Genomic DNA, 26375 nt, shown 5'->3' on the forward strand with positions numbered 1-26375 from the left:
GGTGCTAATGCATTAGTAAATACTAATTCGTTGCTTGGGTTGGATCTATCTTGATTATGACTGACCGGTCAGTCATAAATGGGGAATGACAAAGAAGCCAACCAAAGCAGCCACGCCAACCACAGCTCGCGCCGATGCGAAGGGCCGTGCGCCCGCCGACGCTGCGCCCACTTCGAACCGTGCCACGCGTGCGGCCGAGCGTCGGTCAGCCATCGTGGAAGCGGCGATGGAGGAGTTCATCGCGCGTGGCTTTGCCGCGACGCGGCTCGACGACATCGCCAAGCGGGCGGGCGTGGCCAAGGGCACGATCTACCTGCACTTCAAGGACAAGGAATCGATGTTCGAGGAGCTGGTGCGCACGGTGATCGTGCCTGTGGTGGCGAAGCTGAATGCGCTGCCGCCGCCGACGGGCTCGGTGCGCGATCTCGTCGAGGCCTTTGCCGGTAACTTCCTCAAGGAGGTCATCGGCACGAGGCGCGGCGATCTCGTGCGATTGATCGTGGCGGAAGGGCCGCGCTTTCCGTCCGTCGCCGATTTCTACTATCGCGAGGTCGTCTCGCGCGGGATCGCCGGCATGCGCGCGCTGATCGAACTCGGCATTGCCCGCGGCGAGATCCGCGAGAAGAACCTCGCGCGCTATCCGCAGATCCTGGTCGCACCCGCGATGATCGCGGTGATCTGGCAGAGCCTGTTTGCGCGGCACGCGCCGCTTGACGCCCAGGACATGCTGCGCGTCCATCTCGATTTGATTTTTGGCGAACGGAGGACGACATGAGGTCGTCGCAAACCATCTCTCACCTCATCCTGAGGAGCGCGGAACGCGCGTCTCGAAGGATGCAGGCCCGGCTGTGGCTCCTCGCCCTTCGAGACGCCGCTTCGCGGCTCCTCAGGGTGAGGGGTCGACAGCAGCATCTGCCGCGCCTCTGTGCGATCGCGGCCCTCGTCCTTGCAACCGTCCTTGCCGGCTGCAAGGACAAGCGCGATCCCGGATTTCAGGGTTGGGTCGAGGCCGACATGATCTTCGTCAGCCCGGACGAAGCGGGCCGGGTGACGAAGCTCAATGTCCGCGAGGGCGACGAGGTGAAGGTCGGCGATCCCCTCTATTCCGTCGACGACGATCTCCAGCTTGCCGACCTCAACCAGAACAAGGCGACACTGGCCAATGCGCAGCAGACCTATGATCGCGCGGCCTCGCTGAACAAGACTGGCTCCGGTACGCAGGCCAATCTCGATTCCGCCGTGTCGTCCTTGCGTGTCGCCGAAGCGCGGGTCGCGACGTCGGAGACGCGAATGGCGCGGCGCAGGGGCTTTGCGCCCGTTGCCGGCACCATCCAGCAGATCTATTTCCGCGAGGGCGAGATGGTGGCGGCGCAGCGGCCGGTGCTCTCGATCATGCCGCCCGGCAACATGAAGCTGCGCTTCTTCGTTCCGGAGACCGAGTTGCCGAAGCTTGCGATCGGCGACACGGTGCGCATCTCTTGCGACAATTGCGCGGCGGATCTCACCGCAAAGATCTATTTCATCGCGACCTCGGCCGAATACACTCCGCCTGTCATCTACAGCCTCGATGAGCGCAACAAGCTGGTCTATTTGATCCAGGCGCGCCCCTCGCGGCCCGATGCCCTGCGGGTCGGACAGCCGATCGACGTCTATCTCCATCCAAAAACGCCGGTGGCGGACAAGCGATGAGCGGCGGCAACGGCATCGCGATCGACGTCAAGGGCCTGACCAAGTCGTTTGGCGGCCGCGAGGTCGTGCACGATCTGTCGATGCAGGTGAAGCGCGGCTCGATCTACGGCTTCCTCGGGCCGAACGGCTCGGGCAAGACCACCACCATCCGTATCCTCTGCGGCCTGCTCACGCCCGACAGCGGCGAGGGCACCTGCCTCGGCTACGACATCAGGCGCGATGCCGAAAAGATCAAGCGCCAGGTCGGCTACATGACCCAGCGCTTCAGCCTGTACCAGGACCTCTCGGTGCGCGAGAACCTCGAATTCGTCGCGCGGCTCTATGGCCTCGCCGATGCACGCGGTGCCGCGCGCGACATGATCAAGCGGCTCGGGCTGTCGGGGCGCGAGGAGCAGCTCGCGGGCGAGCTCTCCGGTGGCTGGAAGCAGCGGCTCGCGCTCGGGGCCTGCACGCTGCCCAGTCCGAAACTGCTGCTGCTGGACGAGCCCACCGCCGGGGTCGATCCCAAGGCGCGGCGCGACTTCTGGAACGAGATTCATGCGCTCGCGGCCGACGGCCTCACCGTCCTGGTCTCGACCCACTACATGGACGAGGCCGAGCGCTGCCACGAGATCGCCTATATCGCCTACGGCCATCTGCTGGCGCACGGCACGGTGGAGGAGGTGATCGCGAAGTCCGCCCTGACGACCTACACCGTGACGGGCGAGGAGCTCAACGGGCTCACGGCCGCGCTCACCGGCAAGCCCGGCGTGGACATGGTGGCGCCGTTCGGTACTTCGCTGCACGTTTCCGGGCGCGACGTCGCCGCGCTCGAGGCCAGCATCGCGCCGTGGCGCGAGAAGGGCGGCCTGCACTGGCACAAATCATCGCCCTCGCTCGAAGACGTGTTCATCGAATTGATGAGCCGTTCCAAGGACAATTTCCAGTGAGCGCCGCCGATCATCCCGCACCCGCGCGCGAGATCAGCGAGCGCTTCGGCTTCTGGAAGCGCTCCTATGCGATGCTGGTCAAGGAGTTCATCCAGCTCAAGCGCGACCGTGTGTCGTTCGCGATGATCGTGATGCTGCCGGTGATGCAGCTTCTGCTGTTTGGCTATGCCATCAACACCACGCCGCACCATCTGCCGAGCGCGGTGCTGCTCCAGGAGGATTCGGATCTTGCCCGCTCGGTGTTGAAGGCGCTGGAGAACACCGCCTATTTCCGCTTCATCTACGAGGTGCACGATGTCGACGATTTCGACAACCTGCTGAAATCGGGCAAGGTGCTGTTCGGCGTCGAGATTCCGCGCGGCTTCGAGCGGGCGGTCCGGCGCGGCGACCGGCCGGCGCTGCTGGTTGCGGCCGACGCCACCGATCCCGTTGCGGCCAGCGCCGCGCTCGGCTCGCTCGGCATGGTCGTGCAGACCGCGCTTGCGCACGATCTCTATATCGGCAATCCGCCCGAGATGCCGTTCGAGATCCGCGCGCATGCGCGCTACAATCCGGCCGCGTCGTCCAGCCTCAATATCGTGCCGGGCCTCGTCGGCACCATCCTCACCATGACCATGCTGATCTTCACCGCGCTCTCGGTCACCCGCGAGGTCGAGCGGGGCACCATGGAGAGCCTGCTGTCGATGCCGATCAAGCCGGTCGAGGTGATGTTCGGCAAGATCGTTCCTTATGTGCTGGTTGGCTTCCTTCAGGCCTTCCTCATCATCGGCATCGGTGTCGGCTTGTTCGGCGTGCCCTTGCTCGGCAATCTGTTCCTGCTCGCGCTGCTGTCGACCTTGTTCATCGCTACAAATCTGTCGATTGGCTACACCATCTCGACCGTGGTGCAGAACCAGCTCCAGGCCATGCAGATGGCCATGATGTTCTTCCTGCCGAGCATTCTGCTCTCCGGATTCATGTTCCCGTTCGCCGGCATGCCGGTCTGGGCGCAATATCTCGGTGAATGCCTGCCGCTGACCCACTACTTGCGGATCGTCCGCGCCATCATGCTGAAGGGCGCGACCATGCAGAATTTGCACTTCGACGCGCTGGCGCTGGCGATCCTGATGCTGGTCGCCATGACCATCGCAGTGACGCGCTTCCGCCGTACGCTGGATTGAGGCACAATGCCCCGGAATCGAGGGGTGGAATGGTCAGGTTTGCCAGCAGGAAGACCCGGCAACATACCGTGATGTCGGAGGAGTTCGAGCGCGAGCTGACGCGAGAAGTGCTGCGCACCGAGCTGTTGCGGGTGAGGGCGCTGATCACGACGGGCTGCGTCATGATCCTGTTCCTCACCGCAACCTACCTGATCGACCCTGCCATCGTGAACCGGGTCTGGCGCGGGACGGAGGGCTTGGTCCGCGAATACATGCTCTTGGGGGGCTTCATCCTCTTCGAGGTCTGGGTCCACAGCCAGATCAGGCGAAACCTCAAGCTCGATCGCGACCTGCCGGTGATCAGGCGCTATATCGGCGCTCTCATCGAAACGTCGCTGCCGACGATCATCCTGATTCTGCAGATTCGCAGCATGGGCGCTGGGCCCGCGCTCGGTTTCGTGCTGCCACTGGCCTATTTCATCTTCATCATTCTTTCGACGCTGCGGCTCGATTTCTGGCTGTCCACCTTCACGGGATTTGTGGCCGCAGCCGAACTCCTGGCCGTCGCGCTGTACTACAATTCGGTCAGCGAGGCTGGCGAACCGCTGATCTACTTTCACGCTGTGCGCAGCACCATCATCCTGATCTGCGGCGTGCTCGCCGGCTCCGTCGGCGCGCGGCTGCGGCGGCAATTTGCCGCGAGCATCGCGGCCGCCACCGCGCGTGATCGCGTCACCAACCTGTTCGGCCAGCACGTCTCGCCGCAGGTGGTGGAACGGCTGATGGCGGCGGGGCCCAGCGCGGGCGGCGACCTTCGCCGCGTCGCGGTGATGTTCGTCGATTTCCGCGGCTTCACCGCCAGCGCGCGGTTGCGCACCCCGCAGGAGGTGGTTGACCGGCTCGACGGTGCGTTCGCCGTGCTGGTCGACATCCTCGATCGTCAGGGCGGCATCGTAAACAAGTTTTTGGGCGATGGCTTCCTCGCCCTGTTCGGGGCGCCGCTGGAGGCCTCCGACGCCGCGCACCGCGCGGTTGCCGCGGGCCGCGAGATGCTGGCCGCGATGGACCGCATCAACGCGCAAACGAGCTGGCCGCTGCGGATCGGCATCGGCATCCATTTCGGCGAGGTCGTTGCCGGCAATATCGGCTCGCCCCGGCGCAAGGAGTACACGGTCATCGGCGACACCGTGAATTTCGCCTCGCGGCTGGAGGCACTCAACAAGGAGTTCGGCTCGCACCTGCTGATCTCCGCGTCCGTGCGCGAGGCGCTTGGCGACGACGGTGAGGACGCCGTCGCGCTCGGCGAGGTCGCGGTTCGCGGCTACGAGCACAAGGTGGCGGTGTTTCAACTGGGGTGAGGGTGCTCGCGTTTCGTTGAAGGCGCGTGATGAAATATCTCACGGCGATTTCCGCTCATATTGTCAGGACGCCGAAACCTCTCGGCTTCCGTTTGCCACGCGGAGAGAACCCATGACCCGATTGACCCTTGTCTCGGCCGCCCTGATCGCCGCCGCCGTCTATCAAACCCAGACCGCAGCCGCCCGCGACGTCGCCCCGCGGCGCGCCTCGCCTCAGGCGGCTGCGGATTGCGTAAGGGCTCCAGCAGAGGGCGCGTTTGCCTCAGCGCCCTACAAGCAGCCGCCCTGCACGCCGAAGGGAGCGAATTAACGCGCAAGGCGAGGTCGGGTTGGCAACGTCCGCCGGCCCGACCTCGCGTCGCCGGTCTCGCAATCGCGGTACCTTGGTAGTGCTTGACTCCTATCTCATCTAGTCATCTATATGACTATATGAATGCAGCTCCGCACGACGACCGCCTGCCACGCTACCAGCGCCTGCGCGACGACCTCGCCGCGCGGATCAACCGCAATGAATGGCGGCCGGGCGAGCCGATCCCGTCGGAGGCCGAGCTTGCGGCGCATTACGGCGTCGCCATCGGCACCGTGCGCAAAGCGATCGATCAGCTCGTTGCGGATGCCGTGCTGGAGCGCCAGCAGGGCCGCGGCACCTTCGTGCGGCGGGCGCGCTTCAACTCCTCGCTATTCCGTTTCTTCCGCTTCCAGTCCGAGAGCGGCGAGCGGCGCGTGCCGAAGAGCCGCATCATCCGGCGCAAGAGCGTTCCGGCGAATTCGGCCGTTGCGTCGGCGCTGCGCATCCCTGTCGGCGAGCCCGTGATCAGCCTGTCGCGTCTGCGCCTGATCGACGATGTACCGCTGCTCGCCGAAGAAATCTGGCTCCAGCAATCGCGCTTCGCGCCGATCCTGGAGATCGACACCGCCGAATTCGGCGACCTGCTTTATCCGCTCTACGAGGAGCGCTGCGGGGAGGTGGTGGTGTCGGCCGAGGAAATTCTGACGGTCGAAATGGCCAACGAGATGCAGGCGCGGCTGCTGCGCCTCGAAGCGCACGCACCATTGATCGTGATCGAGCGCCTCGCGCTCGATCTGGAGCGGCGGCCGATCGAATGGCGCAGGTCGCGGGGGCCGGCCGACCGGTTCCGCTACCACGCCGAGATCAGGTGAGAGCGACCTTTCAACGACATCAAGCAATAACGAATTCAAGGGAGAAACAATGTCAAACTGGTACAGCGAAAGCTCGCCGCTGGAGCGGCGCACGTTCTGGGCAAGCTTTGGCGGCTGGGCGCTGGATGCGCTCGACGTCCAGATGTTCGGCCTTGCCATTCCAGCGCTGATCGCCGCCTTCGGCATCAGCAAGGCCGATGCGGGCCTGCTCGGCTCGGTCACGCTGTTCTTCGGCGCGTTCGGCGGCTGGCTCGGCGGCGCGCTCGGCGACCGTTTTGGCCGCGTCAAGGCGCTTCAGATTACCGTTGCGACCTTTGCGCTCGCGACCTTCGCCTGCGCGTTCGCGATGACTTACAACCAGCTCCTGATCCTGAAGGCGATTCAGGGCCTCGGCTTCGGCGCCGAATGGGCTTGCGGCGCGGTGCTGATGGCCGAGATCATTCGCCCCGAGCATCGCGGCAAGGCGCTGGGCTCGGTGCAGAGCGCCTGGGCCGTGGGGTGGGGCGCAGCTGTGCTGCTCTCGGCCCTCGTGTTCACTTATGCACCCGCCGACATCGCCTGGCGGCTGCTGTTTGCGCTGGGGCTGTTGCCCGCGCTCCTCATCATCTTCATCCGCCGCGGCTTGAAGGAGCCGCCGCGCGCGGTCGCAGCCGACAAGACGCCATTCTTCGCCACGCTCTCGGGCATCTTCCATCGCGACGTGTTGCGCTCGACGCTGATCGGGGGCCTGTTTGGCATCGGCGCCCACGGCGGTTACGCGGCCCTGACCACGTTCCTGCCGACATACTTGCGCGAAGTGCGGCATCTGTCGGTGCTGGGCTCCAGCGGCTATCTCGCAGTCATCATCGTTGCCTTCTTCTGCGGCTGCATCGCGAGCGGCATCATCAGCGACCGCATCGGCCGCAGGGCCAATGTCACCTTCTTCGCCAGCGCCTGCATCGTCACCGTGCTGATCTACATCTTCGCGCCGCTGACCAACGGCGAGATGCTGGTGCTCGGCTTTCCGCTCGGCTTCTTCTCGGCCGGCATTCCCGCCAGCATGGCGGCGCTTTTCAGCGAGCTCTATCCGGCCGGCGTGCGCGGCACCGGTGTCGGCTTCTGCTACAATTTCGGCCGCATCGTCTCCGCCGCGTTCCCCTTCCTCGTGGGCTATCTCAGCGACCATATCGGGCTCGGACCGGCGATCGGCATCGATGCGGCCTTCGCCTATTCGCTGGTGCTGATCGCGGTGGTGCTGCTGCCCGAAACCCGCGGCAAGGTTTTCGAACAAGCCGCGGCGACGCGCGCCTGACGCCGGATGGGGAGCAGTCACCATGATATCCCGCGAGCGTGGCCTGACGCGCCGCCAATTCGGCACAGGCCTTGTATCCCTCGTGTCGGCCACGGCCGTCGCGAGCCGAGCGAAGAGTGAGACGAGCTTGCCAACAATCGATACCCATGCCCATGTCTTCCACCGCGGCCTCAAGCTCGCGCCCGGCCGGCGCTATGCCCCCGATTACGATGCGCCGCTGGCGCTCTATCTGGAGCAGCTCGACCGCAATGGCATGAGCAATGGCGTGCTGGTGCAGCCGAGCTTTCTCGGCACCGACAATTCCTATCTGGTCGAGAGCCTGAAGACTTCCGGCGGACGCCTGCGTGGCATCGCGGTCGTCGATCCTTCCGTGACCGCGGACGAACTACGCGCGCTTGATCGCGCCGGCGTCGTCGGCATCCGCCTCAATCTCGTCGGCCAGCCCTTGCCCGATCTCGCTGCCGGCGAATGGAAGGCGCTGCTCGGAAACGTGAAATCGATGGGCTGGCAAGTCGAGCTCCAGCGCAACGCGTCCGACCTCGCACTGCTGGCGCCGCAGCTGCTCGATCATGGCGTCACCGTCGTGCTCGATCACTATGCGCTGCCGGACCCGAAACTCGGTGTCGCCGATCCCGGCTTCCAGTCGGTGCTGAAGCTCGGCGCGACGCGAAATGTCTGGGTCAAGATCTCGGCGCCGTATCGCAACGGCGCGAGCGGCGAGAGTTTTGCGAGGGAGGCCTATCCGCTGCTGCGCAAGGCTTACGGCCTCGACCGCCTGCTGTGGGGAAGCGACTGGCCGCACACGCAGTTCGAGGCGTCGCAGGCTTACGCGAAAAACCGGCAGTTTCTCGATGCGCTGATCGTCGATGACAGCGCGCGCGTTCAGGTTCTCGCATCGCCGCATCAGCTGTTCCGCTTCTGAGTTTCCCTTCTGATCTCCTCGCGCGATTGCTCCGAATGCTCCGAATTTTGGGGCATGACGAGCGATGTCGTCGGCCTGTAGACTGCCGGCGATGCGGCCGGTTGAGGCCGCGACTTTCATGAGGAAGTGAAGATGCAGCGCCGCTACATCACCGTCGACGTGTTCACCGACCGCGCCTTCGGCGGCAACCAGCTCGCCGTGGTGCTCGATGCCGGCGGGCTCACGACGCAGCAGATGCAGGCGATCGCGACCGAGTTCAACTATTCCGAGACGACCTTCGTGCTGCCACCGCACAACCCCGGCCACGACGCGGAGGTCCGCATCTTCACGCCGGTGAGGGAGCTTCCCTTCGCGGGTCATCCCAATGTCGGCACCGCTTTCGTGCTGGCCCGGCGCAGCAATGAGCCCTGGCCGCGGTTGTTGTTCGAAGAGAAAGCCGGGATCGTGCCGGTCGAGATCTGGCGGGAGCAGGGCAAGGTCGTCGGCGCCGAGCTGACCGCGCCGCAGCCGCTGGCGCGACTTGCAAAGCTGTCCGCCGCCGAGGTCGCCGCGTGCCTGTCATTGACCGCGGACGACATCAGGACCGATCGTCATGTGCCGGAGGTCGTCGGCGTCGGCACGCCGTTCGTCGTCGCGGAATTGCATTCGCGCGACGCGCTGCGGCGGGCGGCGCCCGATGCTGCGGCGTTCGGCCGGACACTGCCGCGCGACGGCGCGTTCTCGATCTATTTCTACACGCGCGATATCCCGGCGGCGCAGGCGCCTTGCGACCTCCAGGCACGGATGTTCATGCGCGGTGCCAGCGGTTTCGCCGAGGATCCGGCCACCGGCAGCGCAACGGTCGCCGCCGCCGCGCTGCTCGCCACGCTCGATCCACTCCGCGACGGCGAGCTGAAGCTCACCATCGGCCAGGGTTTTGACATGGGCCGGCCGAGCATCCTGCGGACGACAGTGGAAAAGGAGGGCGGCGCCCTTCTTGATGCCTATGTCGGCGGCCATTGCGTACAGATGATGGAGGGGACGTTCGAGCTGGCGGGAGAGGGGTAGGGTCTCTCCGCCATGCCCGGGACAAGCCCGTGACGATCACACCTGCCGCCCCGCCAAATTCCTCACCGCCACGCCATCACGCTCCTCGATGATCTCCGCGATCATCTGGCGGTGGCAATGGGTGTGATCGCGCTCGTAGCAGAGCAGGCAGACCGGTCCGGCCTTCATCACCAGCGCCGAGAGCTCGTCCAGCTCTTCCCTGGCCTGCGGCGTCTTCAGGTGCTTTGAATAGATCTTCTCCAGCACATCGTATTGGCCGCTGCGCGCGGCGAGGCGGCCTTCCTTCGGCGTGCCGAGCGCGGCGAGATGGACATAGGCGATCCCGCGCTCATCGAGGCCCGCGGACAGCTGCTTCTTCGAAAAGCCGGGCCGGCGCGAAGAGGTCACCGCGCGCACGTCGACCACGAGCTTGACGCCGGCCTCTACCAGCTCGTCGAGCACCGCCTTGGGCGGCGTCTGTTCATAACCGATGGTGAAGAGCTTTTTCGCCTTTGCCATGAACCATCCTCAGCTCACCCGTGCGATCAGTTCCATGGCGCCGGCCGGTGCGCGCACCTTGCCCTCGTGGATGACATAGGCGAACACGTCACGCGGCTCCTTCTTCGGCTTGGCCTTGTCGACCTTCGGCAGATCGTCGGGTTCACTTCCCTCGGCCCAGTCCTGAAGGCGCTTGGCCCAGGCATCGAGCTGTTTCGGCGGATAGCAGGTCTTGATCTCGTCATTGCCCTTCTGGAGCCGTGCATAGACGAAATCGCCGGCGACGTCGGCGATCGCCGGATATTTGCCGTGCTCGGCGAACACGACAGGCGTCTCGAACTCGCGGATCAGCGCGACGAAGTCCGGCGCGCAAAAGCTGTCGTGGCGGACCTCGACGACATGGCGCAGCGCGCGCCCCTCGAGCTTGCGCGGCAGCAGCTCCAGGAACTTGCCGAAATCGGCGCCGTCGAATTTTTTCGTCGGCGCGAACTGCCACAACACCGGTCCGAGATGGTCGCCGAGTTCCAGCACGCCGGAATCATAGAACCGCTTGATGGAATCGCCGGCCTCGGCGAGCACGCGGCGGTTGGTGGCGAAGCGGGGTCCCTTCACCGAGAACACGAAACCATCGGGCACTTCGCTGGCCCATTTGCGAAAGCTCTCCGGCTTCTGCGAGCCGTAATAGGTGCCGTTGATCTCGATCGAGGTCAGCTTCGAGGCGGCATAGGACAGCTCCTTGGCCTGTGTGAGCTTCTCCGGGTAGAACACGCCGCGCCAGGGCTCGAAGGTCCAGCCGCCGACGCCGATGAAGATGTTGCCGGATTTTTTGGACACGGTTTTTGCTTTGGCCACGGGAGGGTCTCGCATCGACGGGGAGGGACCTCATCCTAATCAAACCAGATGTGATTGGCCAGTTGCGCTGTCCCGTCTAAGGTCGCAACGGGACCCGCGCAAAAGGAGAACAAGAATGCGGATGCTGATGGTGGGAGCGGCGCTCGTCATGATGACATCTGCTGCCATGACGTTTGGTGCCATGGCCGACGATGACGACGATGCCAAGGGCGCGCAGAAGCTCGCCATGCAGGGCCGCGACGATTACTGGCATTGCCTGGCGCGGGAATATTCGCGCGACTCCAATCAGGGAATGTCGGAACAGGATTTCGGCCGCTCGGTCGCGGGCGCCTGTCCGTCGGAGCGGCAATATTACCGGGTGGCGTTGCTCGACTATCTCACCACGCAATATCCGAACATCGATGCCGGCGCCCATCTCGCCACCGCGAACAGAGCGGTCGAGTCGGCGCAGAAGGACATCGTGACGGCCTTCGTCAAGCACAGGCCGCCGACGAAGTAGGGGAGTGGCGAATGGCCAATAGCGAATAGGGCACGAAAGCCAGCGCTCTTCATTCGCTACTCGCCATTCGCTCCTCCGCGGAGGGCTCTTCCAGCTCCGCGCGCATCCATGGTATTGCTGGACGCATCTGGAACAGGGATGGGCTTCCATGTCGTCTGAGTCGGTGGGTGGCATTCTGGGCGCGATCGTCGCGGCGGTCGTGCTTGCGATCGCCGTCGTATTGGGGCCGATCGGCCAGTACGGCAAGCCGCCCAGGCCGGCAAAGGCCGAGCCGGCTCCGGCCGCAGCGCCCGCTGTCCCGGCCGCCCCCGTGCCGCGTGGGCCGGTGATCAAGGAAGTCCCGAACTAGCAAGGGTCTGAAAAAGAGCCGCTATGCCCCCTTGCGAAGCGGTTTTGCCGTACCTATCTAGCTTCTAACGGCGACGTTGAGTGAAACCTCCGGCGCTGGAACGACCTTGGAATAGCTTGGGCTTGCGCCGGATGTACGCGCGGTCCGCCGTTCCGGGGTCGTTGGCATTTTTGGGCCCTTTTTGGGCCTTTCCCCAAAGACCCCCGGCTCGGTAGATCTTGGCAGCGCAACGTCTTGGCAGCGCAGGACGCGGCGGATATACGCTGCCGTCATGAATGAAGCGATCAGACCGGGCTCCGGCACTCCCCCGCAGGCTCAAGAGGCGCCGGAACTGTCGGTCATCGTCCCGACGTTCAACGAGCGCGACAACGTCACGGTGCTGTACCGGCGGCTGGAGGCGACGCTCGCCAACGTCGCCTGGGAAGTCGTGTTCGTCGACGATAATTCGCCCGACGGCACCTGGGACGTCGTGCGCGCGCTGGCGCAGCGCGACAACCGCGTGCGCTGTGTCCGTCGCATCGGCCGCCGCGGCCTGTCGGGCGCCTGCATCGAGGGCATCCTGGCCTCCAGCGCGCCCTATGTGGCCGTGATCGATGCCGACCTCCAGCACGACGAGACGCAACTGCCGAAGATGCTGTTGCTGCTCGCAAGCGACCAGGCCGATCTCGTCGTCGGCAGCCGCTACATCGAGGGCTACAAGAGCGAAGGCTTCAACAAGCAGCGCGCCGGCGCCAGCGCGCTTGCGACCGAACTCGCCAGGAAGGCGCTGCGGGTCGAGATCGCCGATCCCATGAGCGGCTTCTTCATGGTTCGCCGCGACCGTTTCGAGGACTTGGCTCCGAAACTGTCGGTGCACGGCTTCAAGATCCTGCTCGACCTCGTCGCGAGCGCGAACGGTAGCTTGCGAGCCGTTGAAATTCCCTACACGTTCGGCGAGCGCCAGCACGGCGAGAGCAAGCTCGATTCCATGGTCGCGCTGGATTTTCTCGGCCTGGTGCTGGCCAAGTTCACCAACGATGCCGTCTCGCTGCGCTTCATCCTGTTCGCGATGGTCGGCGGCGTCGGCCTCGTGGTGCATCTGACGACGCTGTTCATCGCCCTTCAGCTGTTCAAGGCGCCGTTCGCGGAGGCGCAGGCCGCGGGCGCCGTCGTCGCCATGACCAGCAACTTCGTCCTCAACAACTTCCTCACCTATCGCGACCAGCGGCTGAAGGGCTTTGCGCTGCTGCGCGGCCTGATCGCCTTCTACATCGTGTGCAGTGTCGGCCTGCTCGCCAATGTCGGCGTCGCCTTCTCGGTCTACGACCAGGAGCCGATCTGGTGGCTGGCCGGCATGGCCGGCGCCCTGATGGGCGTGGTGTGGAACTACGCGATGTCCGGACTGTTCGTCTGGCGCAAGAAATAGCTCGACATGGGCGGGGCTGACGCGCGGATTGTCCGCAATACCGCGCTGGTGATCGTTGCGCTGGTCGGCTTGCGGCTGGTCGCGGCCGCGTTCACGCCGATCACCTTCGATGAAGCCTATTACTGGATGTGGTCGAAGAACCTCGCCGGGGGATATTACGACCATCCGCCGATGGTCGCCTATGTGATCCGCGCCGGCACCATGATCGCCGGCGACACCGAGCTCGGCGTCCGCGTGTTCTCGATCCTGCTCGCGCTGCCGATGAGCTACGCGATCTACCGCTCCGCCGCCATCCTGTTTGGTGGCGCGCGGGTGGCGGCGACCAGCGCCATCCTGCTCAACGTGACCATGATGGCCTCGGTCGGCACGCTGATCGTCACGCCCGATGCGCCGCTGTTGGTTGCCTCCAGCTTCGTGCTGTTCTTCCTCGCCAAGGTGCTGGAGACCGGCCGCGGCGTCTGGTGGCTCGCCGTCGGCGCGGCGGTCGGCGCGGCGCTGCTGTCGAAATACACCGCGATGTTCTTTGGCGCCGCGATCCTGATTTGGCTTGCGGCCGTGCCGAAACTGCGGCGCTGGTTCCTCTCGCCCTGGCCCTATCTCGGCGGTCTCGTTGCGTTCGCGCTGTTCTCACCGGTGATCCTGTGGAATGCGGATCATCAATGGGTCTCGTTCGTAAAGCAGCTCGGCCGCGCGAAGATCGAGGACTTCCGTCCCGTCTTCATCGCCGAGCTGATCCCGACCCAGATCGCCTTCGCAACGCCGCTCGTCTTCATCCTCGGCGCGATGGGCCTGCACGCGCTGACCTGGCGCCGTGCCGGCGCGCTGGCCTCGCGTGTGCTGATCGAGACGCTGTTCTGGACCATCGTCGTCTATTTCGTCTGGCATTCGCTGCATGCCCGCGTCGAGGCCAACTGGTTCGCGCCGGTCTATCCGCCCTTCATCGTTGCCGCGGCCGCCGCCGCCAATCTCGTACAGTGGCAACCACGCGCGCGCCGCATCGCGGATTTCTGCCTGCGCTGGGCCGCGCCCGTGGGCATCGTGATGTTTGCGGCGCTGATCGTGCAGGCCAACACCGGCTGGCTGTCGGGCTATCGCCGCGACGCGACGGTGCGCAGCGTCGGCGTCGGCTGGCGCGAGCTCGCCGCCGAGATCGAGGCGGTGCGCGCGCGCAGTGGCGCGACCTGCGTGCTCGCGCAGGACTACGGCACCACGGGCTGGCTCGCCTTTTACCTGCCGCGCGGCACCTGCGTGCTGCAGCAGAACCAGCGCATCCGCTGGGTCAACATGCCCGAGCCCGATCCAAAGCTGCTTGCCGGCAAGCTGATCTCTGTCGACGAGCTGCGCCCGGACGGCCATACCGGCCTCGACGAGCTCTTCGCGAAGGTGACGCAAATTGCGCAATTGCAGCGCAAGCGCGGGCCGCTCGTGATCGAGACCTACGGCATTGATCTGCTCGAAGGCGCCAAGGGCGACGTGCTCGACCGCTCGCCGCCGCCCGAGGCGAGGTAGCTCTCGACCGTCGTCCCCCGCGAACGCGGGGACCCATACCGCGTGATCTGTCGATGAGCGCAGGGGCCTGTACCGCGCGAAAAAGCCGCTCACTAGCAGCCTTCGCCAAACTTCTCCCTGTGGGTATGGGTCCCCGCGCCCCGTGCGCAATTGCGCACTAGGCGGGGACGACGGCGGAGCGCGTGGCGTGCCGCATCGGCTAGTCGATCATCTCGGCCCTGGCGGTGGCCTGGCTCGGCCCGTTCTGGTCGCGCCAGAACCAGACGGTCACGACGCCGGAGCGGCCGCGGACCTGCGTGAGCAGGGGACCCGACAGAATGCCGTCGGGAGCGCCGTGGAAGTCGGCCGCATCAAGCAGCGTATCGGTCAGCGCGAGCCGCGCACAGTTCTGGGCGGCAACCTCCATCAAGCGGTTCGCGACGTTGACCGTGTCGCCCGTCGCCGTGATGTGCTGGTGGCTTTCGCCGAGGCGGGAGGCGATGATCGGGCCGAAATGCGCGCCGATCTTGAAACCAAGCTGGCCGCGAAGGGCAGGCGGCAGCGAAGCGATCCAGCGATCGACGCTGCGATACAGGTCGATCGAGCATTGCAGCGCGCGCGCCGCGTCGTCGGGCATCGCGTGTGGCAGTCCGAACAGGATCATGGCGCCGTCGCCGAGAAAGCCGGTGATCAGGCCGCCGCAATCGACCGCGGCCTTGTCGATCAGCGCGTGAAATGCCCTCAGCAGATGCTGCAGCTCGTCCGGATCGATCCGTTCGCTGAGCGTCGTGAAACCGGAGAGATCGATGAAGACGACGGCCGCATCCTGCCGGACCGGCCTGGACAGGAAATTCGGATCGCGCGTCAGCCATTCCTGCACGGCGGGCGCCTGGAATTGCGCCAGCGACCTGCTCTTGGCGGCAAAATATTGCGTGCGGCGGCCGCCGGCCCACAGCTGCACGCCGGCAAAGACCGCGACCGGCGGCACCGCGGCGGCAAGTGTCGTCGCGGCGTTCAGCCAAACGCCGTGCGTGAAGGCGAACAGATTGAGCCCGGCCCAGGCGATCATCACCGCGGCGGCCGCGACGATGCCGGGCGCGCTGCGCCGCCAGGCGAGCAGGCCGACCAGCAGCATCGGCAAAAGGATCGCGAAAAGCGCGTCGGCGATGTGGACCTTGCGGTCGCGCACGATGCCGTCACCGGCGACGAGATGGGTGATCGCGGTCGAGATCACCTCGACGCCGGGCATCAGGGAATCGAACGGTGTTGGATAGAAGTCGCCGCCGCCGGCGACCGCGGCGCCGATCACGACGATGCGGTTCTCGATCGCCGCGCGATTGAGCGTACCGTCGAAGATGCTCTGCGCGCTGACGGTGCGGATGGTGCGGCGCGGGCCGTAATAGGTGATCGGCAGCGCGAAATCGCTGTCAGTCGACACCGCGCGATCGCCGAGCATGAGGTGATCAGGCGCGATCGTCAGCGGCTTGTCGAGCGCGCGCGTCGCGACGCGCAAGGGAAACGACAGCTCGACCTTGTCGCGGGTCCGGAACAGCATCGGCACCGAAAGCGGCGAGCCCGACTGCCCCGTCGCGACGTTGACGACGCCGACCTCGGCGTGATCGGCGAAGGCGGGCAGCGGCAGCAGGAATCGCTCGGCCTGTGGCAGCGCGGCGAGGGGACCTTGGGTGCCCGGCTCCACGGTCTCGCTGGCGGTCGGGAAGATCGCCGCGGCGGCGAGCACCATGGGACCGGTGGCGAGCGTGTTGGCCAGCGTCGCGTCGCCGATCGCCGCGCTGCGGTCGACCAGCAGCAGGTCGATCGCGACGACCTTCGGCTTGAACTGCACGATGGTGTCGACGACGCGCGCGAGATCGGCGCGCGGCAGCGGATAGCTGCCGCCGCGTTTCACGACGGTGTCGTCGATGGCGACGATGGTGACGAGATCGGGCGGAGCCTGCACGCCGCGGACCTGGGTCCGCCAATCCGTCAGGGTCGCCTCGAGCCGATCAAGAAAGCGCAGATGACCGTTGGCGTGGCCGGCATAGATGCCGGCACCCCACAGCGCGGTGAGGACGAGTGCCACCAGAATCTGAACGCGTCTAGTCATTACGTAATGCAATCTTCTTTGTCGCCCGGGCGTTGCTGCGCGGGCCTTAATTGTCCAGACCTTATTGACCCAGTCTTGCCATCAGCGCGTCGACGCGCGGCTGGCCCCAGGTCTTGACGGTCAACGGGCCCGTTGCCTCGACATCGACGCCTTGGCCCGGTCCGAGCACGACGCCGCGTCCACGAGCCCTGCGGCTCACACCGACACGGCCGTCAGCAACGAAGACCGCGGTCTTGGCCTCAGCGACATCGACGGCCCATTTGGTCCCGCGCACTGCGGCGATCGCCTGCGGCGTCAGCACCTTGAAGGGATTGCCGCCGGGCTTCTTGGGCACCTCGATCAGCAGCGCCTTGCTGCTCAACTCCACGGAGTCAATATGTCCGTCGCGGTTGGCGTCCTTAAGTTCAAATCTGGCGCCGTTTTCCGCAACGATGGTGATGCCGTTGTCGCAGCGCCACACTTGCGTGCCCGCAGCCGATGGCGATGCCGTGCAGCCGACATTGACAGCCGGCTGTGCATTCGCAGACCCGATCAACTGAAACAACCACGCCAGAGCGAAAATACCGGCGCCCGCGATCCCTCTCATGCCAGCCTCCGTTTGCGTGCTTGGCACAGTTCAAAGCGATGTTGATACGGTACCGTATCACACGCAGAGGCTGCTGAAAAGTGCCGCTCTCGGAGCTATTTCCTCGGTGCGGTCTTTTCCAGTCCGGCGCGATCAACTTTCGGTCAGGGCGCCGTGCTGCGTGAGCACTCTGTGCGCGATGTGTGATGTGGGACGGGCTCTGCCGCCACCCTGCTGACACCCGCTGGAGAGGGCAGCGCGCACCAGCCTCGCGCAACGCTTCCCCGCTATTGTCCGGGTATTGAAGACCACGAAAACGACTTGGTTGGATGGCCTTAGAGGGGCGGCCTGTGACGTCCGTCGAACGCGCCGAACCGGCCGAGAATTATAGTTAACAGATGCTGCTAAGTCCGTAGTTCTGCGGACTTTTTTCTCGAAATGGGACAGCGTTAACGCGGTGCCTCACATCTGCCCGAACTTAATCTGCATTTAACTAAAAGTCGCCTTAATGACGCTCCGACCTCCTGCGAGATGCTGTTCCCGGATCGTGACCAGCGGCACTTCGAAGGGGGACTGAGTGACACCGTCCTGGACGCAAGGCGAATGAGTACGAGTATCGCTGCGCAGAGTAACGCGGCACGGAAGTCCAAGAATTCTCTTCGGAAGCCTTCCCGGAAAATGACCACCACCAATTGGCTGGGCGCCGCGGCGATCGGCTGCGTCGTGATGGGCGCCGGCTGGACCATCTACAGCAACGTCCTCGGCGCCAGCGTCTATCCGACCGTCGGCAGCATTGGCTACGACGAGCCCGTGATCAAGCGCGCGCCCAGGGTGGCGCTGCGTGAGGCCGGCGAGGCCATCAGGGACACCTTTGCGCTGCTGCCCGACCGGCTCCAGGTCGCAGCCCCGATCTCGCGCGAGATGTTCAACGAGCGCTTTGCCGCGGCCGCGACCGAGGGCGTGGCGTCGAATGCGGCGAGCGCTGCGCCCGCAACCCAGGTCGCCGTCGTCAAGGACGCCCCCAAGCAGAGCGTGATCGCGAAGGTCGCGGACGCGCTGAAGCCGGCGGCACCGGCCAAGATTGCCGACAAGTCTGCGGACAAGGCCAAGCGCGCGCCGGATGCGCAGATGCAACTGGCTTCGGCCGATCCGGCCGAGATCGTGCCGGCGCCTGAGGCGAAGCCGAAATCGTTTGCCGATCGCGCCAAGGCCGCGGTGATGTCGATCACCGGTCCGCGCCAGTCGATGGTCGAGAAGCTCTGGGGCAAGCGCGAGCCGTCCGGCGGGCTGCTGGCCTATGCCTCGGCCGATGCCAGCGTGACCGCGTCCATCGCGCCGAGGGAGCAGAACCCCATGCTCGGCGGTTCGGCGCCCTATGAGCGCGACACGGCGGTCTACGACATCACCGCCAAGATGGTTTACCTGCCCGACGGCACCAAGCTCGAGGCGCATTCCGGCCTCGGCTCCAATCTCGACGATCCGCGCTCCTCGCGTGTCCGCATGCGCGGCGTGACGCCGCCGCACATCTACACGCTGAAGCCGCGCGAAGCGCTGTTCCATGGCGTGCCGGCGCTGCGCCTGACCCCGATCGGCGGCGAGAGCGCGATCTACGGCCGCGACGGCCTGCTCGCCCACACCTTCATGCTCGGGCCGAACGGCGATTCCAACGGCTGCGTGTCGTTCAAGGACTATTACGCGTTCCTCGACGCCTACCGTAACAAGGGCATCCGCAAGCTCGCGGTGCTGTCGCGGGTCGAGTGAGCTCAGTCAATTCGCGATGATCTCAAAGGGCCGCTTGCAGCGGCCCTTTTCTTTTCTTCTCTGCTTCAACCCGGCCAGCACTGTCCGCCGCCGTCGATCCTCAGCACCTGGCCCGAGACGAAGGCGCCCATGGGACCGGCGAAGAACTCGACGACGCGCGCGACCTCATCGACGGTCGCGATGCGGTCGAGCGTGCCGGTCTCGACCATCCTGTCGGGGTCCACCGCGCGCGTGCCGAGGAAACGGCCGGTGCGGGTATCGCCGGGCGCGATGCAGTTGACGGCGATGTCGTAGGCGCGGAGCTGGTCGGCCAGGCATCGCGTGTAGTGGGTCACGCCGGCCTTCGACACCGCGTAGATCGAGCCTTGGGTGCGGCCCTTGAACGCGGCGACCGAACCGAGCGTGACGATGCGGCCGCGGCGCCGCTCCATCATGCCCTTCGCAACCGCCTGGCAGGTCAGGATGGTCGAGAGCAGATTGCGCTCCAGCACCGCGCGCACATCGGCCTCCTTGATATTTACCGCATCGTTCGGATCGGGCTTGCCGCCGGCGGCTGCGATGTCGCCGCCGGCATTGTGCACGAGAATATCGATCGGGCCGAGGGCTGCTTCCGTCTCGGCAATCACGCGCGCGATGTCATCGCCTTTGGTGAGATCGCCGAGCACGCGCTGGCTGCGGACGCCGAATTGCTGGCCGATCTCTGCGGCGACCGCGGTGAGGGTGGTGCCCTCGCCATATTCCGCCGGCCCGTTCTCGCGCATGCCGTGGATGGCGACATCGGCGCCGAGCGCGGCGAGCTTCTCTGCAAAGGCGCGTCCGAGCCCGCGTCCCGCGCCGGTCACCAGCGCCACCTGTCCTGACAATACTTTCCCGTCATGTGCAGCCATGATCTTCTCCTGTTGTGAAACGTCAGTCCGCCGCGAGATCGAGCCCGATCGCCATCGCCTGCACGAGGCACATCGGTGCGACCAGCGTGCGCAGCGCCGGCTCGGGCATGTCCTGGATCTCGAACACGACGCTCGCGCCTTCGACGATCGGGCTCAAGAGGCTATCGGTGATGGAAATCGTGGGCACGCCTCGCGCAACGAGTTCGGGAAACAGCCGCGCCGTATCCGGATAGTAGTTCCGGAAGCTGATCGCGACCAGCGCGTCCTCCGTGGTTGCGGCATGCGACTGCTCGTGGATGCTGCCGCCCGTGCCGTCGAGCAGGACGACGCGGCGTCCGAGCTTGCGCAGCACGTAGGCGAGGTGGGTCGCAACCGGAAACGAGCCGCCGAGGCCGAGCAGATAGATGTCGCGCGCTTTCGCAAGGATCGCAGTTGCCGCGTCGAGCTCGCGCGCATGCACGGACTGGCTCAGCGTCACCAGCGACGATTGCGCCTCCGAGACGAAGCGGGACAGCACCGCGGCCGGCTGGCGGCCGAGTACCGATTTCTCCTCGCTCTTCATGCGGGCGAGCCGCGCCTTGTAGCTTGGTGCTACGCCGGCAACGAGGCGTGAGCGGAATACCTGCTGCATCTCGGTGAAGCCGCCGAAGCCGAGCGCATGGGCGAAGCGAACGATCGCCGAGGGCGGCACGCCCGAGCGCTGCGCCACCTCCGCGACGGTGCCGAGCGCGACATCGGTCGGGTGATCGAGCACGAACTCCGCGATCTGCTGCAGCCGGCCGGACAGCGCCCGGTGCCGCTGCGCAATGGCGCCGCGCAGCTCGTCGTAGCTCATCGCGCCTTGTGCCTTGTTCATCGTCTCGGGTCTCCAGATCGGTCGCCTGTTTAACGGCATTTCACCGTTTGGACCAAATATTCCACTTTACATCATAAATGGAATGAATATTCTAATTGCACAAAAAAGCAAAAGACTTCGAAAACGGGAGGAAACGATGAGAGGGCGTCAGATCTCACGGCGAAGCGTTCTGAAGGGCAGCTTGATGGCGAGCGTCATCGGTGGCACCGGCAGCTTCTTCGGGCCTTGGAAAGAGAATCACGCGTGGGCGCAAGGCGCGAAGCCGATCAAGCTCGGCCTGACCTGCGACGCCAGCGGCCAATACGGCAACAGCGGCCAGGATGATTTCCGCGGCATCAAGATGGCGATCGACGAGGTCAACGCCAAAGGCGGCGTGCTCGGCCGCCAGGTCTCGTTCATCACCGCGGATACCGAGACGACGCCGGCCACAGGCAGCCGCGTCGCCGAACGCTTCATCACCCGCGAGGACTGCACCATCCTGATCGGCGCGCTGCATTCCGGCGTCGCTAACGCCATCACCCAGGTCGCCAGCAAATACGGCGTGATCTACATGAACACCAATTCCTCCGCGCCGAGCGAGGCCGGGGAGAATTGCTCGCGTGTGAAATTCGTCTGGGACGGCAACGGCACCAATTTCTCCAAGGCATCGGTCAAGAACGCAGTCGATTCCATCGGCAAGAACTGGATGCTGCTGACCAATGACTACGTCTGGGGTCACACCACGTCTGCCGCGACCAAAGCGCAGGTCGAGGCTGCCGGCGGCAAGATCATCGATAATCTGCTGGTGCCGCAGAACACCCGCGACTTCACCGCCTACCTCCTGAAGATCCAGCAAGCAAAACCCGACGTGGTCGCGACTGCGATCGGCGGCGACGACATCAAGGCACTGCGCGAGCAGGTGGCGCAGCTCAAGCTCGACGGCAAGCCCGCCTGGATCAACAACCAGCAGGACTGGCCCGACGTCTGGGGCGCGCCCGACAGCCTGTTCGGCGTGTTCGGCACCACCTGGTATCACAAGCTGCAGCTGCCCGGCGTCGCCGACTTCGTCAAGAAATGGCAGGCCGCCAACAAGGACGGCCCGATCCCGGTGCCGGGCAACGTCTCCTACAACGGCTACATGAGCACGCGCGAATTGCTCCGTGCGATCGAGCGGGCAGGGTCGACCAACAACGTCAAGATCATCAAGGAGATCGAGAACCTCAAGGTCTCGGCGACCGACCGCATGCAGCATTTCGACGCCTACATGGATCCCGTGACGCATCAGATGCAGCAGACGATCTATCTGGCGCGGCGCAACGCCAAGCCGGCCGACAACACCGATCTGTTCGAGATCATCAGCTGGACCGAGCCGAAATCGGCAGCCGATGACGCTGCTCCCGGCAAGTGCAAGCTCACGCCCTACGAGCAGGTGCCGACCGTCGACTCCTAGAGACGGTGCTTCGCGTCGTGGAACGAGCGGCGCGCATGTCGCGCGCCGCAGCCCGGGCCTTCGAGGACTTGGGGGAGCAATGCCAGTTGCGAGAGTCAAAACCTTGTTCGACCTTCTTCCGCATCTCCTGAATGGCCTGACGCTTGGCCTGTTGTTCGCGCTGATCGCGCTCGGCTTCATGCTCATTGTCGGGCTGATGGAGCAGATCAACCTTGCGCATGGGTCCCTGTTCGCGCTCGGCGCGTATGTCGCCATGCAGCTCACCGGACCGCGCCCGCCATTGCCGGCCGATCTTGCGAAAGTGTGGCTCGCGCTGCCGCTGGGCTGGCGCTATGCCGCGACGCTCGTGATCGCGCCCGTGATCGTGAGCCTCGTCGGCATGCTGATCGAGCTCTGCATGCGGCGGACCTACGGCAAGGATCCGCTATACGGACTGCTCCTGACCTTCGGCGCGGCGATGGTGATCGAGGAGCTGATCCGCCTTGTCTGGGGGACGCGGGACTATGTGCTGCAGGTTCCGTCCGCCATCAACGGCGGCTTCCTGTTCGGCGATCTGATCTGGTCGACCTATCGCTTCTACGCGGCGGGCATCGCGGCCGGAATCATCGGCCTGGTCTGGCTGTTGATCGAAAAGACTTCTTTCGGCGCAACCGTCAAGGCCGGCGCCCATGACAGCGAGATCGTCCGTGCGCTTGGCATCAACCTGTCGCGCTTGCGGCTGCTGGTCTTCGTGTTCGGCACGATGCTGGCCGCGATCGCGGGCATTATCGTTGCGCCGATCTGGGGCATTCGTCCGCATATGGGCGTCGATGCCGTCATTCCCGCGTTCCTGGTGATCGTGCTCGGCGGCGTCGGAAGTTTCTGGGGCGCGGTCGTGGCGGGGCTTCTGGTCGGACTGTGTGTCGGCCTTGCCGGCGCTTACGCGTCCGAATGGTCGCTGTTGTCGATGTACATCCTGCTCGTTGCCGTCGTGACGTTCCGTGCACGCGGCCTGTGGGGCAAGAAAAGCGTGCTCGAGGCCTAGGGAATGATTGTGGGATCAAATTCTTCATCCGATGCCGCGCGCCTCGTCACGCCGACGATGCTGGTGCTCTGGCTGGTGCTTGCAACGGTGCCGCTCTGGATCACGCGGATCGGGCTCTATCCTTATCTCGGGATCGAGATCCTGATCTGGTCGCTCTATGCGCTTGCGTTCAACCTGGTGCTGGGCACGGCCGGACTTCCCTCGTTCGGACATGGCGCCTATTTCGGCATCGGCGCCTATGCGTTCGGGCTCTGCCAGTTCGACATTGTCGCCAATCTCTGGATCTGTCTCGCTGCCGCGGCCGTGGTCGCGGGGCTTGCCGGCGTGCTGGTGGCGCTGTTCATCTCGCACCGGCGCGGCATCTATTATGCCTTCATGACCATCGCGTTCGGCCAGATCTTCTGGACGCTGGCGATCAAATCGCACCGGATCACCGGCGGTGAGGATGGGCTTCTCAAGATCAAGCGGCTGCCGGCCGATTTCGGGCTGGTGTCGTTCGATCTCACCGACAATGTCGCATTCTACTATTTCGTGCTCGCGGTGTTCGCGGTCGGTACCGCCGTCTTGTGGCGGCTGGTGCACTCGCCCTATGGCCGCGTGGTCGCTGCGATCAGGCAGAGCGAGGTTCGCGCCGCCCATCTCGGCTATAACGTGTGGCTCTACAAGGCGTCTGTGTTTGCGCTGTCGGCGGCCGTGTCCGGCTTTGCCGGCGGACTGTTCGCGATGGCGCAGCTCGCCGCATTCCCTGACGTCATGAGCCTGCATCAATCCGGCTACGTCGTGATGATGACGCTGGTCGGTGGCGGGCTCGTGAGCTTCTGGGGGCCGGTGATCGGCGTGTTTCTCTTCCTCACCGCGCGCGACGTGATCGGCGCGCTGACCAATGCCTGGATGCTCTATTTCGGTCTGCTGTTCATTGCGATCGTGCTGTTCCGCCCGGAAGGCATCGCGGGCGCGCTCTCGGCCGCCGTGCAGCAGCATTCACTCAACGCGTTGCGGCGGCGCGGCACGTCCGCGATGCGTCTGCTGGTCGGGGGCGGGCGATGAGCATGATCGAGGCCGCGGGTGTGCACGTTCGCTTCGGCGATCGCGTCGTGCTGGAAAGCGTCGATCTCGCGGTGGCCGAGGGCGAGTTTCACGGCGTGATGGGTCCCAACGGCGCGGGCAAGACCACCTTCTTCAACGTCCTCACCGGCAGGGTGAAACCGAGTCGCGGCCGAGTCCTGCTCGGCGGCGAGGATGTCACGGGATTGAGCCCGCACCGCATCGCCGCCAAGGGCATCGCCCGCTCGTTTCAGATCATGACCCTGTTCGACGAATTCTCCGCCCGCGACAACGTCATGATGGGCTTGCCCGCATTTCGCGCCCGTGGCCTCGATATCGCGCGGGCGGCGGCTGGAGACCGCAGGTTTGCCGAGCAGGCGTCCGAAGCGCTTGCTGCGGTGGGGCTTGCCGACAAGGGCGATATCCGCGCCAAGGACCTGTCCTATGGGGACCGCCGCGCGCTGGAGATCGCGGTCGCGCTGGCGCAGGCCCCGCGCGTTCTGTGCCTGGACGAGCCGACCTCCGGCCTCGGCTCCGACGGCGTGCAGCGGCTGGCCGCTCTGGTGGCGCGCCTGAAGGGCCGGCTGACCATCGTCGCCATCGAGCACGACATGGAATTCCTGTTCTCGCTCGCCGATCGCATCTCGGTCATCCATTGGGGCCAGGTGGTGGCGCGCGGCACGCCGCACGAGCTGCAGCAGAACGAATGGGTACGTCGCTCCAATCTCGGGAAGTTCGCATGATCCTCGAAGTGGATGGGGTCGATACCTTCTACGGCGAGACCCAGGCGCTGTTCGGCGCCTCGCTCGCCATCGATCATGCCAAGGTGTTTGCGCTGCTCGGGCCCAACGGCGCCGGCAAGACCACCATGCTCCGTTCGATTCTCGGCCTGACCCGCCCGCGCCGCGGCGCGGTTCGCTTCGACGGGCATGACGTGACGCGCGATCCGACCCACGAGATCGCGCGCGCCGGCATCGGCTGGGTGCCCGACGACCGGCGGCTGTGCCCGACCTTGTCGGTGGCGAGCAACCTCACGATCGCGCAGAAGCGCACGCGCTTTCGCAATTGGAGCGTCAAGGAGGCGGCCGCGATCTTCTCGCCACTCGAATATCTCATGGAGCGTGACTGCGAGAACCTGTCGGGCGGCGAGATGCAGATGGTTGCCATTGCGCGCGCGCTGGTCGGCTCGCCGGGACTGGTCCTGTTCGACGAGCCGAGCCAGGGTCTTGCGCCAAAGATCGTCGGCGACGTGCTCGCCACCATTTTGCGCATGAAGAACGAAGGCATTGCCTCGCTGGTCGTGGAACAGAATGCGGAGATTGCGCTGTCGGTCGCGGACCATGCTGCGGTGATCGATCGCGGCCGGATCGTCTGGACCGGCGAGGCCGCCGTCTTGCGCGATGACCGCGCCCTTCGTCAGCGCTTGCTGGGAGTACAATAGGTGGCCGCACCGCTGCTCGTTCTCGATGACGTTCGCAAGGTCTACACCAGGGGCCGCGTCATCCGCCGTCCGACGTTCACGCTTCAGGCAAACCTGTCGCTGGAAGAGCCGGGCATCGTTGGCGTGGTCGGGCCGAACGGCGCCGGCAAGACGACGCTGTTCGAGATGATGACCGGTTCCAACGCGCCGACCGCGGGCCGCGTGCTGGTCGCGGGCACCGATATCCACCATGTCAAATACCGCGAGCGCGACCGGCTCGCGATCCACTATCACCAGTCCTATCAGGTCAGGCGGTTCCGTAAGCGCATTCCGTCCGCCTTGCTGGCGCCGTCGCCGACCCGGACGCCGCTGGTTCATTTGTTCGACGAACCGCAGTTCAACCTGCAGGACGGCTATATCGGCTTCATGCTCGATTTCTTCCGCAAGCTGCGCGACGAGGGCAGGCTGGTGATCCTCTGCATGCATCCGACAGCCAGCTGGCACCTCGACATCCTCGCCGAGATCGCCGGGCAATTCCTGTTCGTCGCCGGCGGCGGGGTGACGCGGATGGCGGACTTCCGCACGCTCGCCGCCGAGCCGCGCTTCCGCCTCTATCTCGGACCGGAGATGACGCGCGCCGCGGACGCCATCTGTCACAGCTCGACGTAAAAGGAGA

At 65.2% G+C, this 26375-nt stretch carries 27 protein-coding genes; 21 read left to right on the forward strand and 6 right to left on the reverse strand.

Going from position 1 to position 26375, the window contains the following annotated elements:
• The first annotated feature begins 85 nt into the window (after nt 1–85).
• The 10 genes from ABIA90_RS28685 to ABIA90_RS28730 all read left to right on the forward strand — a co-directional run bounded on the left by ABIA90_RS28685 (nt 86) and on the right by ABIA90_RS28730 (nt 9536).
• Nucleotides 86–775 (forward strand): TetR/AcrR family transcriptional regulator, encoded by a 690-nt coding sequence (locus ABIA90_RS28685; protein ID WP_354120573.1) that lies wholly within the window; start codon nt 86–88, stop codon nt 773–775.
• Nucleotides 772–1689, forward strand: a complete 918-nt coding sequence (locus ABIA90_RS28690) for an HlyD family secretion protein (protein ID WP_354120572.1) — start codon at nt 772–774, stop codon at nt 1687–1689. Before ABIA90_RS28685 ends, ABIA90_RS28690 begins: the two co-directional genes overlap by 4 nt.
• Nucleotides 1686–2618 carry an ABC transporter ATP-binding protein gene (locus ABIA90_RS28695; protein WP_208087582.1) on the forward strand — a complete coding sequence of 311 codons (933 nt, stop codon included), beginning with the start codon at nt 1686–1688 and terminating at the stop codon, nt 2616–2618. Before ABIA90_RS28690 ends, ABIA90_RS28695 begins: the two co-directional genes overlap by 4 nt.
• Complete coding sequence (locus tag ABIA90_RS28700; protein ID WP_354120571.1) at nt 2615–3778, forward strand: ABC transporter permease; 1164 nt, start codon at nt 2615–2617, stop codon at nt 3776–3778. Before ABIA90_RS28695 ends, ABIA90_RS28700 begins: the two co-directional genes overlap by 4 nt.
• Before the next feature lie 29 nt (nt 3779–3807).
• Nucleotides 3808–5115, forward strand: coding sequence for an adenylate/guanylate cyclase domain-containing protein (locus tag ABIA90_RS28705; RefSeq protein ID WP_354120570.1), 1308 nt, complete (start codon nt 3808–3810; stop codon nt 5113–5115).
• 112 nt (nt 5116–5227) lie between these two features.
• Nucleotides 5228–5425 carry a hypothetical protein gene (locus ABIA90_RS28710; RefSeq protein ID WP_354120569.1) on the forward strand — a complete coding sequence of 66 codons (198 nt, stop codon included), beginning with the start codon at nt 5228–5230 and terminating at the stop codon, nt 5423–5425.
• Nucleotides 5426–5544: 119 nt separating this feature from the next.
• Nucleotides 5545–6276: a GntR family transcriptional regulator gene (locus ABIA90_RS28715; protein ID WP_135215459.1), complete on the forward strand. Its 732-nt coding sequence runs from the start codon at nt 5545–5547 to the stop codon at nt 6274–6276.
• A gap of 49 nt (nt 6277–6325) precedes the next feature.
• Nucleotides 6326–7567 (forward strand): MFS transporter, encoded by a 1242-nt coding sequence (locus ABIA90_RS28720; RefSeq protein WP_085404342.1) that lies wholly within the window; start codon nt 6326–6328, stop codon nt 7565–7567.
• A gap of 22 nt (nt 7568–7589) precedes the next feature.
• Nucleotides 7590–8489: an amidohydrolase family protein gene (locus tag ABIA90_RS28725; protein WP_354120568.1), complete on the forward strand. Its 900-nt coding sequence runs from the start codon at nt 7590–7592 to the stop codon at nt 8487–8489.
• 132 nt (nt 8490–8621) lie between these two features.
• Nucleotides 8622–9536 carry a PhzF family phenazine biosynthesis protein gene (locus ABIA90_RS28730; protein ID WP_354120567.1) on the forward strand — a complete coding sequence of 305 codons (915 nt, stop codon included), beginning with the start codon at nt 8622–8624 and terminating at the stop codon, nt 9534–9536.
• A 36-nt stretch (nt 9537–9572) separates the two neighbouring features.
• On the opposite strand, the gene ABIA90_RS28735 is transcribed toward ABIA90_RS28730, so the two are convergent.
• Together ABIA90_RS28735 and ABIA90_RS28740 are read right to left on the reverse strand one after the other, a co-directional pair.
• Complete coding sequence (locus tag ABIA90_RS28735; protein WP_354120566.1) at nt 9573–10034, reverse strand: DUF488 domain-containing protein; 462 nt, start codon at nt 10032–10034, stop codon at nt 9573–9575.
• Between the two features lie 9 nt (nt 10035–10043).
• Nucleotides 10044–10880: a DUF72 domain-containing protein gene (locus tag ABIA90_RS28740; protein WP_354120565.1), complete on the reverse strand. Its 837-nt coding sequence runs from the start codon at nt 10878–10880 to the stop codon at nt 10044–10046.
• 100 nt (nt 10881–10980) lie between these two features.
• On the opposite strand from ABIA90_RS28740, the gene ABIA90_RS28745 reads away from it, so the two are divergent.
• The 4 genes from ABIA90_RS28745 (at nt 10981) to ABIA90_RS28760 (ending at nt 14627) form a co-directional block, all read left to right on the forward strand.
• Nucleotides 10981–11364: a hypothetical protein gene (locus ABIA90_RS28745; protein WP_071912497.1), complete on the forward strand. Its 384-nt coding sequence runs from the start codon at nt 10981–10983 to the stop codon at nt 11362–11364.
• Nucleotides 11365–11512: 148 nt separating this feature from the next.
• The gene (locus ABIA90_RS28750; protein WP_354120564.1) at nt 11513–11713 is read left to right on the forward strand and encodes a hypothetical protein; all 201 of its coding nucleotides are present in this window, start codon (nt 11513–11515) and stop codon (nt 11711–11713) included.
• 271 nt (nt 11714–11984) lie between these two features.
• Complete coding sequence (locus tag ABIA90_RS28755; RefSeq protein WP_354120563.1) at nt 11985–13118, forward strand: glycosyltransferase family 2 protein; 1134 nt, start codon at nt 11985–11987, stop codon at nt 13116–13118.
• 6 nt (nt 13119–13124) lie between these two features.
• Complete coding sequence (locus ABIA90_RS28760; RefSeq protein WP_354120562.1) at nt 13125–14627, forward strand: glycosyltransferase family 39 protein; 1503 nt, start codon at nt 13125–13127, stop codon at nt 14625–14627.
• Between the two features lie 199 nt (nt 14628–14826).
• Here ABIA90_RS28760 and ABIA90_RS28765 read toward each other — a convergent pair whose 3' ends face one another.
• Both ABIA90_RS28765 and ABIA90_RS28770 read right to left on the reverse strand, forming a co-directional pair.
• Nucleotides 14827–16713: a CHASE2 domain-containing protein gene (locus ABIA90_RS28765; protein ID WP_354120561.1), complete on the reverse strand. Its 1887-nt coding sequence runs from the start codon at nt 16711–16713 to the stop codon at nt 14827–14829.
• 61 nt (nt 16714–16774) lie between these two features.
• Nucleotides 16775–17299: a FecR domain-containing protein gene (locus tag ABIA90_RS28770; protein WP_063982428.1), complete on the reverse strand. Its 525-nt coding sequence runs from the start codon at nt 17297–17299 to the stop codon at nt 16775–16777.
• Nucleotides 17300–17956: 657 nt separating this feature from the next.
• Between ABIA90_RS28770 and ABIA90_RS28775 the strand changes: the two genes are divergently transcribed.
• The gene (locus ABIA90_RS28775; protein ID WP_354120560.1) at nt 17957–19039 is read left to right on the forward strand and encodes a DUF2778 domain-containing protein; all 1083 of its coding nucleotides are present in this window, start codon (nt 17957–17959) and stop codon (nt 19037–19039) included.
• A 65-nt stretch (nt 19040–19104) separates the two neighbouring features.
• Here the strand turns inward: ABIA90_RS28775 and ABIA90_RS28780 are convergent, their stop codons facing one another.
• Together ABIA90_RS28780 and ABIA90_RS28785 are read right to left on the reverse strand one after the other, a co-directional pair.
• Nucleotides 19105–19926 carry an SDR family NAD(P)-dependent oxidoreductase gene (locus ABIA90_RS28780; RefSeq protein WP_354120559.1) on the reverse strand — a complete coding sequence of 274 codons (822 nt, stop codon included), beginning with the start codon at nt 19924–19926 and terminating at the stop codon, nt 19105–19107.
• A 22-nt stretch (nt 19927–19948) separates the two neighbouring features.
• On the reverse strand, nt 19949–20782 hold the full coding sequence (locus ABIA90_RS28785; RefSeq protein ID WP_071912511.1) for a MurR/RpiR family transcriptional regulator: 834 nt from the start codon (nt 20780–20782) through the stop codon (nt 19949–19951).
• A 136-nt stretch (nt 20783–20918) separates the two neighbouring features.
• On the opposite strand from ABIA90_RS28785, the gene ABIA90_RS28790 reads away from it, so the two are divergent.
• The 6 genes from ABIA90_RS28790 to ABIA90_RS28815 all read left to right on the forward strand — a co-directional run bounded on the left by ABIA90_RS28790 (nt 20919) and on the right by ABIA90_RS28815 (nt 26368).
• Entirely contained in the window at nt 20919–22211 is a 1293-nt protein-coding gene (locus ABIA90_RS28790; RefSeq protein WP_354120558.1) for an ABC transporter substrate-binding protein, read from the forward strand.
• A 103-nt stretch (nt 22212–22314) separates the two neighbouring features.
• A complete protein-coding gene (locus ABIA90_RS28795; RefSeq protein ID WP_166091617.1) occupies nt 22315–23235 on the forward strand; it encodes a branched-chain amino acid ABC transporter permease in 921 nt (306 codons plus the stop codon).
• Nucleotides 23236–23238: 3 nt separating this feature from the next.
• Nucleotides 23239–24282, forward strand: coding sequence for a branched-chain amino acid ABC transporter permease (locus tag ABIA90_RS28800; protein WP_028147413.1), 1044 nt, complete (start codon nt 23239–23241; stop codon nt 24280–24282).
• Nucleotides 24279–25022, forward strand: a complete 744-nt coding sequence (locus ABIA90_RS28805) for an ABC transporter ATP-binding protein (RefSeq protein WP_071912517.1) — start codon at nt 24279–24281, stop codon at nt 25020–25022. The genes ABIA90_RS28800 and ABIA90_RS28805 overlap by 4 nt, the downstream gene beginning before the upstream one ends.
• Nucleotides 25019–25720 (forward strand): ABC transporter ATP-binding protein, encoded by a 702-nt coding sequence (locus ABIA90_RS28810; protein ID WP_354120557.1) that lies wholly within the window; start codon nt 25019–25021, stop codon nt 25718–25720. Before ABIA90_RS28805 ends, ABIA90_RS28810 begins: the two co-directional genes overlap by 4 nt.
• Entirely contained in the window at nt 25721–26368 is a 648-nt protein-coding gene (locus ABIA90_RS28815; protein ID WP_354120556.1) for an ATP-binding cassette domain-containing protein, read from the forward strand.
• Nucleotides 26369–26375: the final 7 nt, after the last annotated feature.

The sequence above is a fragment of the Bradyrhizobium sp. LA6.8 genome, assembly GCF_040547935.1.
Taxonomy (GTDB): domain Bacteria; phylum Pseudomonadota; class Alphaproteobacteria; order Rhizobiales; family Xanthobacteraceae; genus Bradyrhizobium; species Bradyrhizobium barranii.

Bases quoted from the DNA above. Each gene is read 5' to 3' on its own strand.
- ABIA90_RS28770 (WP_063982428.1), bottom strand. From the start codon at position 17,299: ATGAGAGGGATCGCGGGCGCCGGTATTTTCGCTCTGGCGTGGTTGTTT.
- ABIA90_RS28730 (WP_354120567.1), top strand. From the start codon at position 8,622: ATGCAGCGCCGCTACATCACCGTCGACGTGTTCACCGACCGCGCCTTC.
- ABIA90_RS28690 (WP_354120572.1), top strand. From the start codon at position 772: ATGAGGTCGTCGCAAACCATCTCTCACCTCATCCTGAGGAGCGCGGAA.
- ABIA90_RS28745 (WP_071912497.1), top strand. From the start codon at position 10,981: ATGCGGATGCTGATGGTGGGAGCGGCGCTCGTCATGATGACATCTGCT.
- ABIA90_RS28735 (WP_354120566.1), bottom strand. From the start codon at position 10,034: ATGGCAAAGGCGAAAAAGCTCTTCACCATCGGTTATGAACAGACGCCG.
- ABIA90_RS28715 (WP_135215459.1), top strand. From the start codon at position 5,545: ATGAATGCAGCTCCGCACGACGACCGCCTGCCACGCTACCAGCGCCTG.
- ABIA90_RS28805 (WP_071912517.1), top strand. From the start codon at position 24,279: ATGAGCATGATCGAGGCCGCGGGTGTGCACGTTCGCTTCGGCGATCGC.
- ABIA90_RS28785 (WP_071912511.1), bottom strand. From the start codon at position 20,782: ATGAACAAGGCACAAGGCGCGATGAGCTACGACGAGCTGCGCGGCGCC.
- ABIA90_RS28800 (WP_028147413.1), top strand. From the start codon at position 23,239: ATGATTGTGGGATCAAATTCTTCATCCGATGCCGCGCGCCTCGTCACG.
- ABIA90_RS28710 (WP_354120569.1), top strand. From the start codon at position 5,228: ATGACCCGATTGACCCTTGTCTCGGCCGCCCTGATCGCCGCCGCCGTC.
- ABIA90_RS28755 (WP_354120563.1), top strand. From the start codon at position 11,985: ATGAATGAAGCGATCAGACCGGGCTCCGGCACTCCCCCGCAGGCTCAA.
- ABIA90_RS28685 (WP_354120573.1), top strand. From the start codon at position 86: ATGACAAAGAAGCCAACCAAAGCAGCCACGCCAACCACAGCTCGCGCC.
- ABIA90_RS28705 (WP_354120570.1), top strand. From the start codon at position 3,808: ATGGTCAGGTTTGCCAGCAGGAAGACCCGGCAACATACCGTGATGTCG.
- ABIA90_RS28720 (WP_085404342.1), top strand. From the start codon at position 6,326: ATGTCAAACTGGTACAGCGAAAGCTCGCCGCTGGAGCGGCGCACGTTC.
- ABIA90_RS28780 (WP_354120559.1), bottom strand. From the start codon at position 19,926: ATGGCTGCACATGACGGGAAAGTATTGTCAGGACAGGTGGCGCTGGTG.
- ABIA90_RS28750 (WP_354120564.1), top strand. From the start codon at position 11,513: ATGTCGTCTGAGTCGGTGGGTGGCATTCTGGGCGCGATCGTCGCGGCG.
- ABIA90_RS28765 (WP_354120561.1), bottom strand. From the start codon at position 16,713: ATGACTAGACGCGTTCAGATTCTGGTGGCACTCGTCCTCACCGCGCTG.
- ABIA90_RS28760 (WP_354120562.1), top strand. From the start codon at position 13,125: ATGGGCGGGGCTGACGCGCGGATTGTCCGCAATACCGCGCTGGTGATC.
- ABIA90_RS28790 (WP_354120558.1), top strand. From the start codon at position 20,919: ATGAGAGGGCGTCAGATCTCACGGCGAAGCGTTCTGAAGGGCAGCTTG.
- ABIA90_RS28695 (WP_208087582.1), top strand. From the start codon at position 1,686: ATGAGCGGCGGCAACGGCATCGCGATCGACGTCAAGGGCCTGACCAAG.
- ABIA90_RS28775 (WP_354120560.1), top strand. From the start codon at position 17,957: ATGACCACCACCAATTGGCTGGGCGCCGCGGCGATCGGCTGCGTCGTG.
- ABIA90_RS28810 (WP_354120557.1), top strand. From the start codon at position 25,019: ATGATCCTCGAAGTGGATGGGGTCGATACCTTCTACGGCGAGACCCAG.
- ABIA90_RS28725 (WP_354120568.1), top strand. From the start codon at position 7,590: ATGATATCCCGCGAGCGTGGCCTGACGCGCCGCCAATTCGGCACAGGC.
- ABIA90_RS28740 (WP_354120565.1), bottom strand. From the start codon at position 10,880: ATGCGAGACCCTCCCGTGGCCAAAGCAAAAACCGTGTCCAAAAAATCC.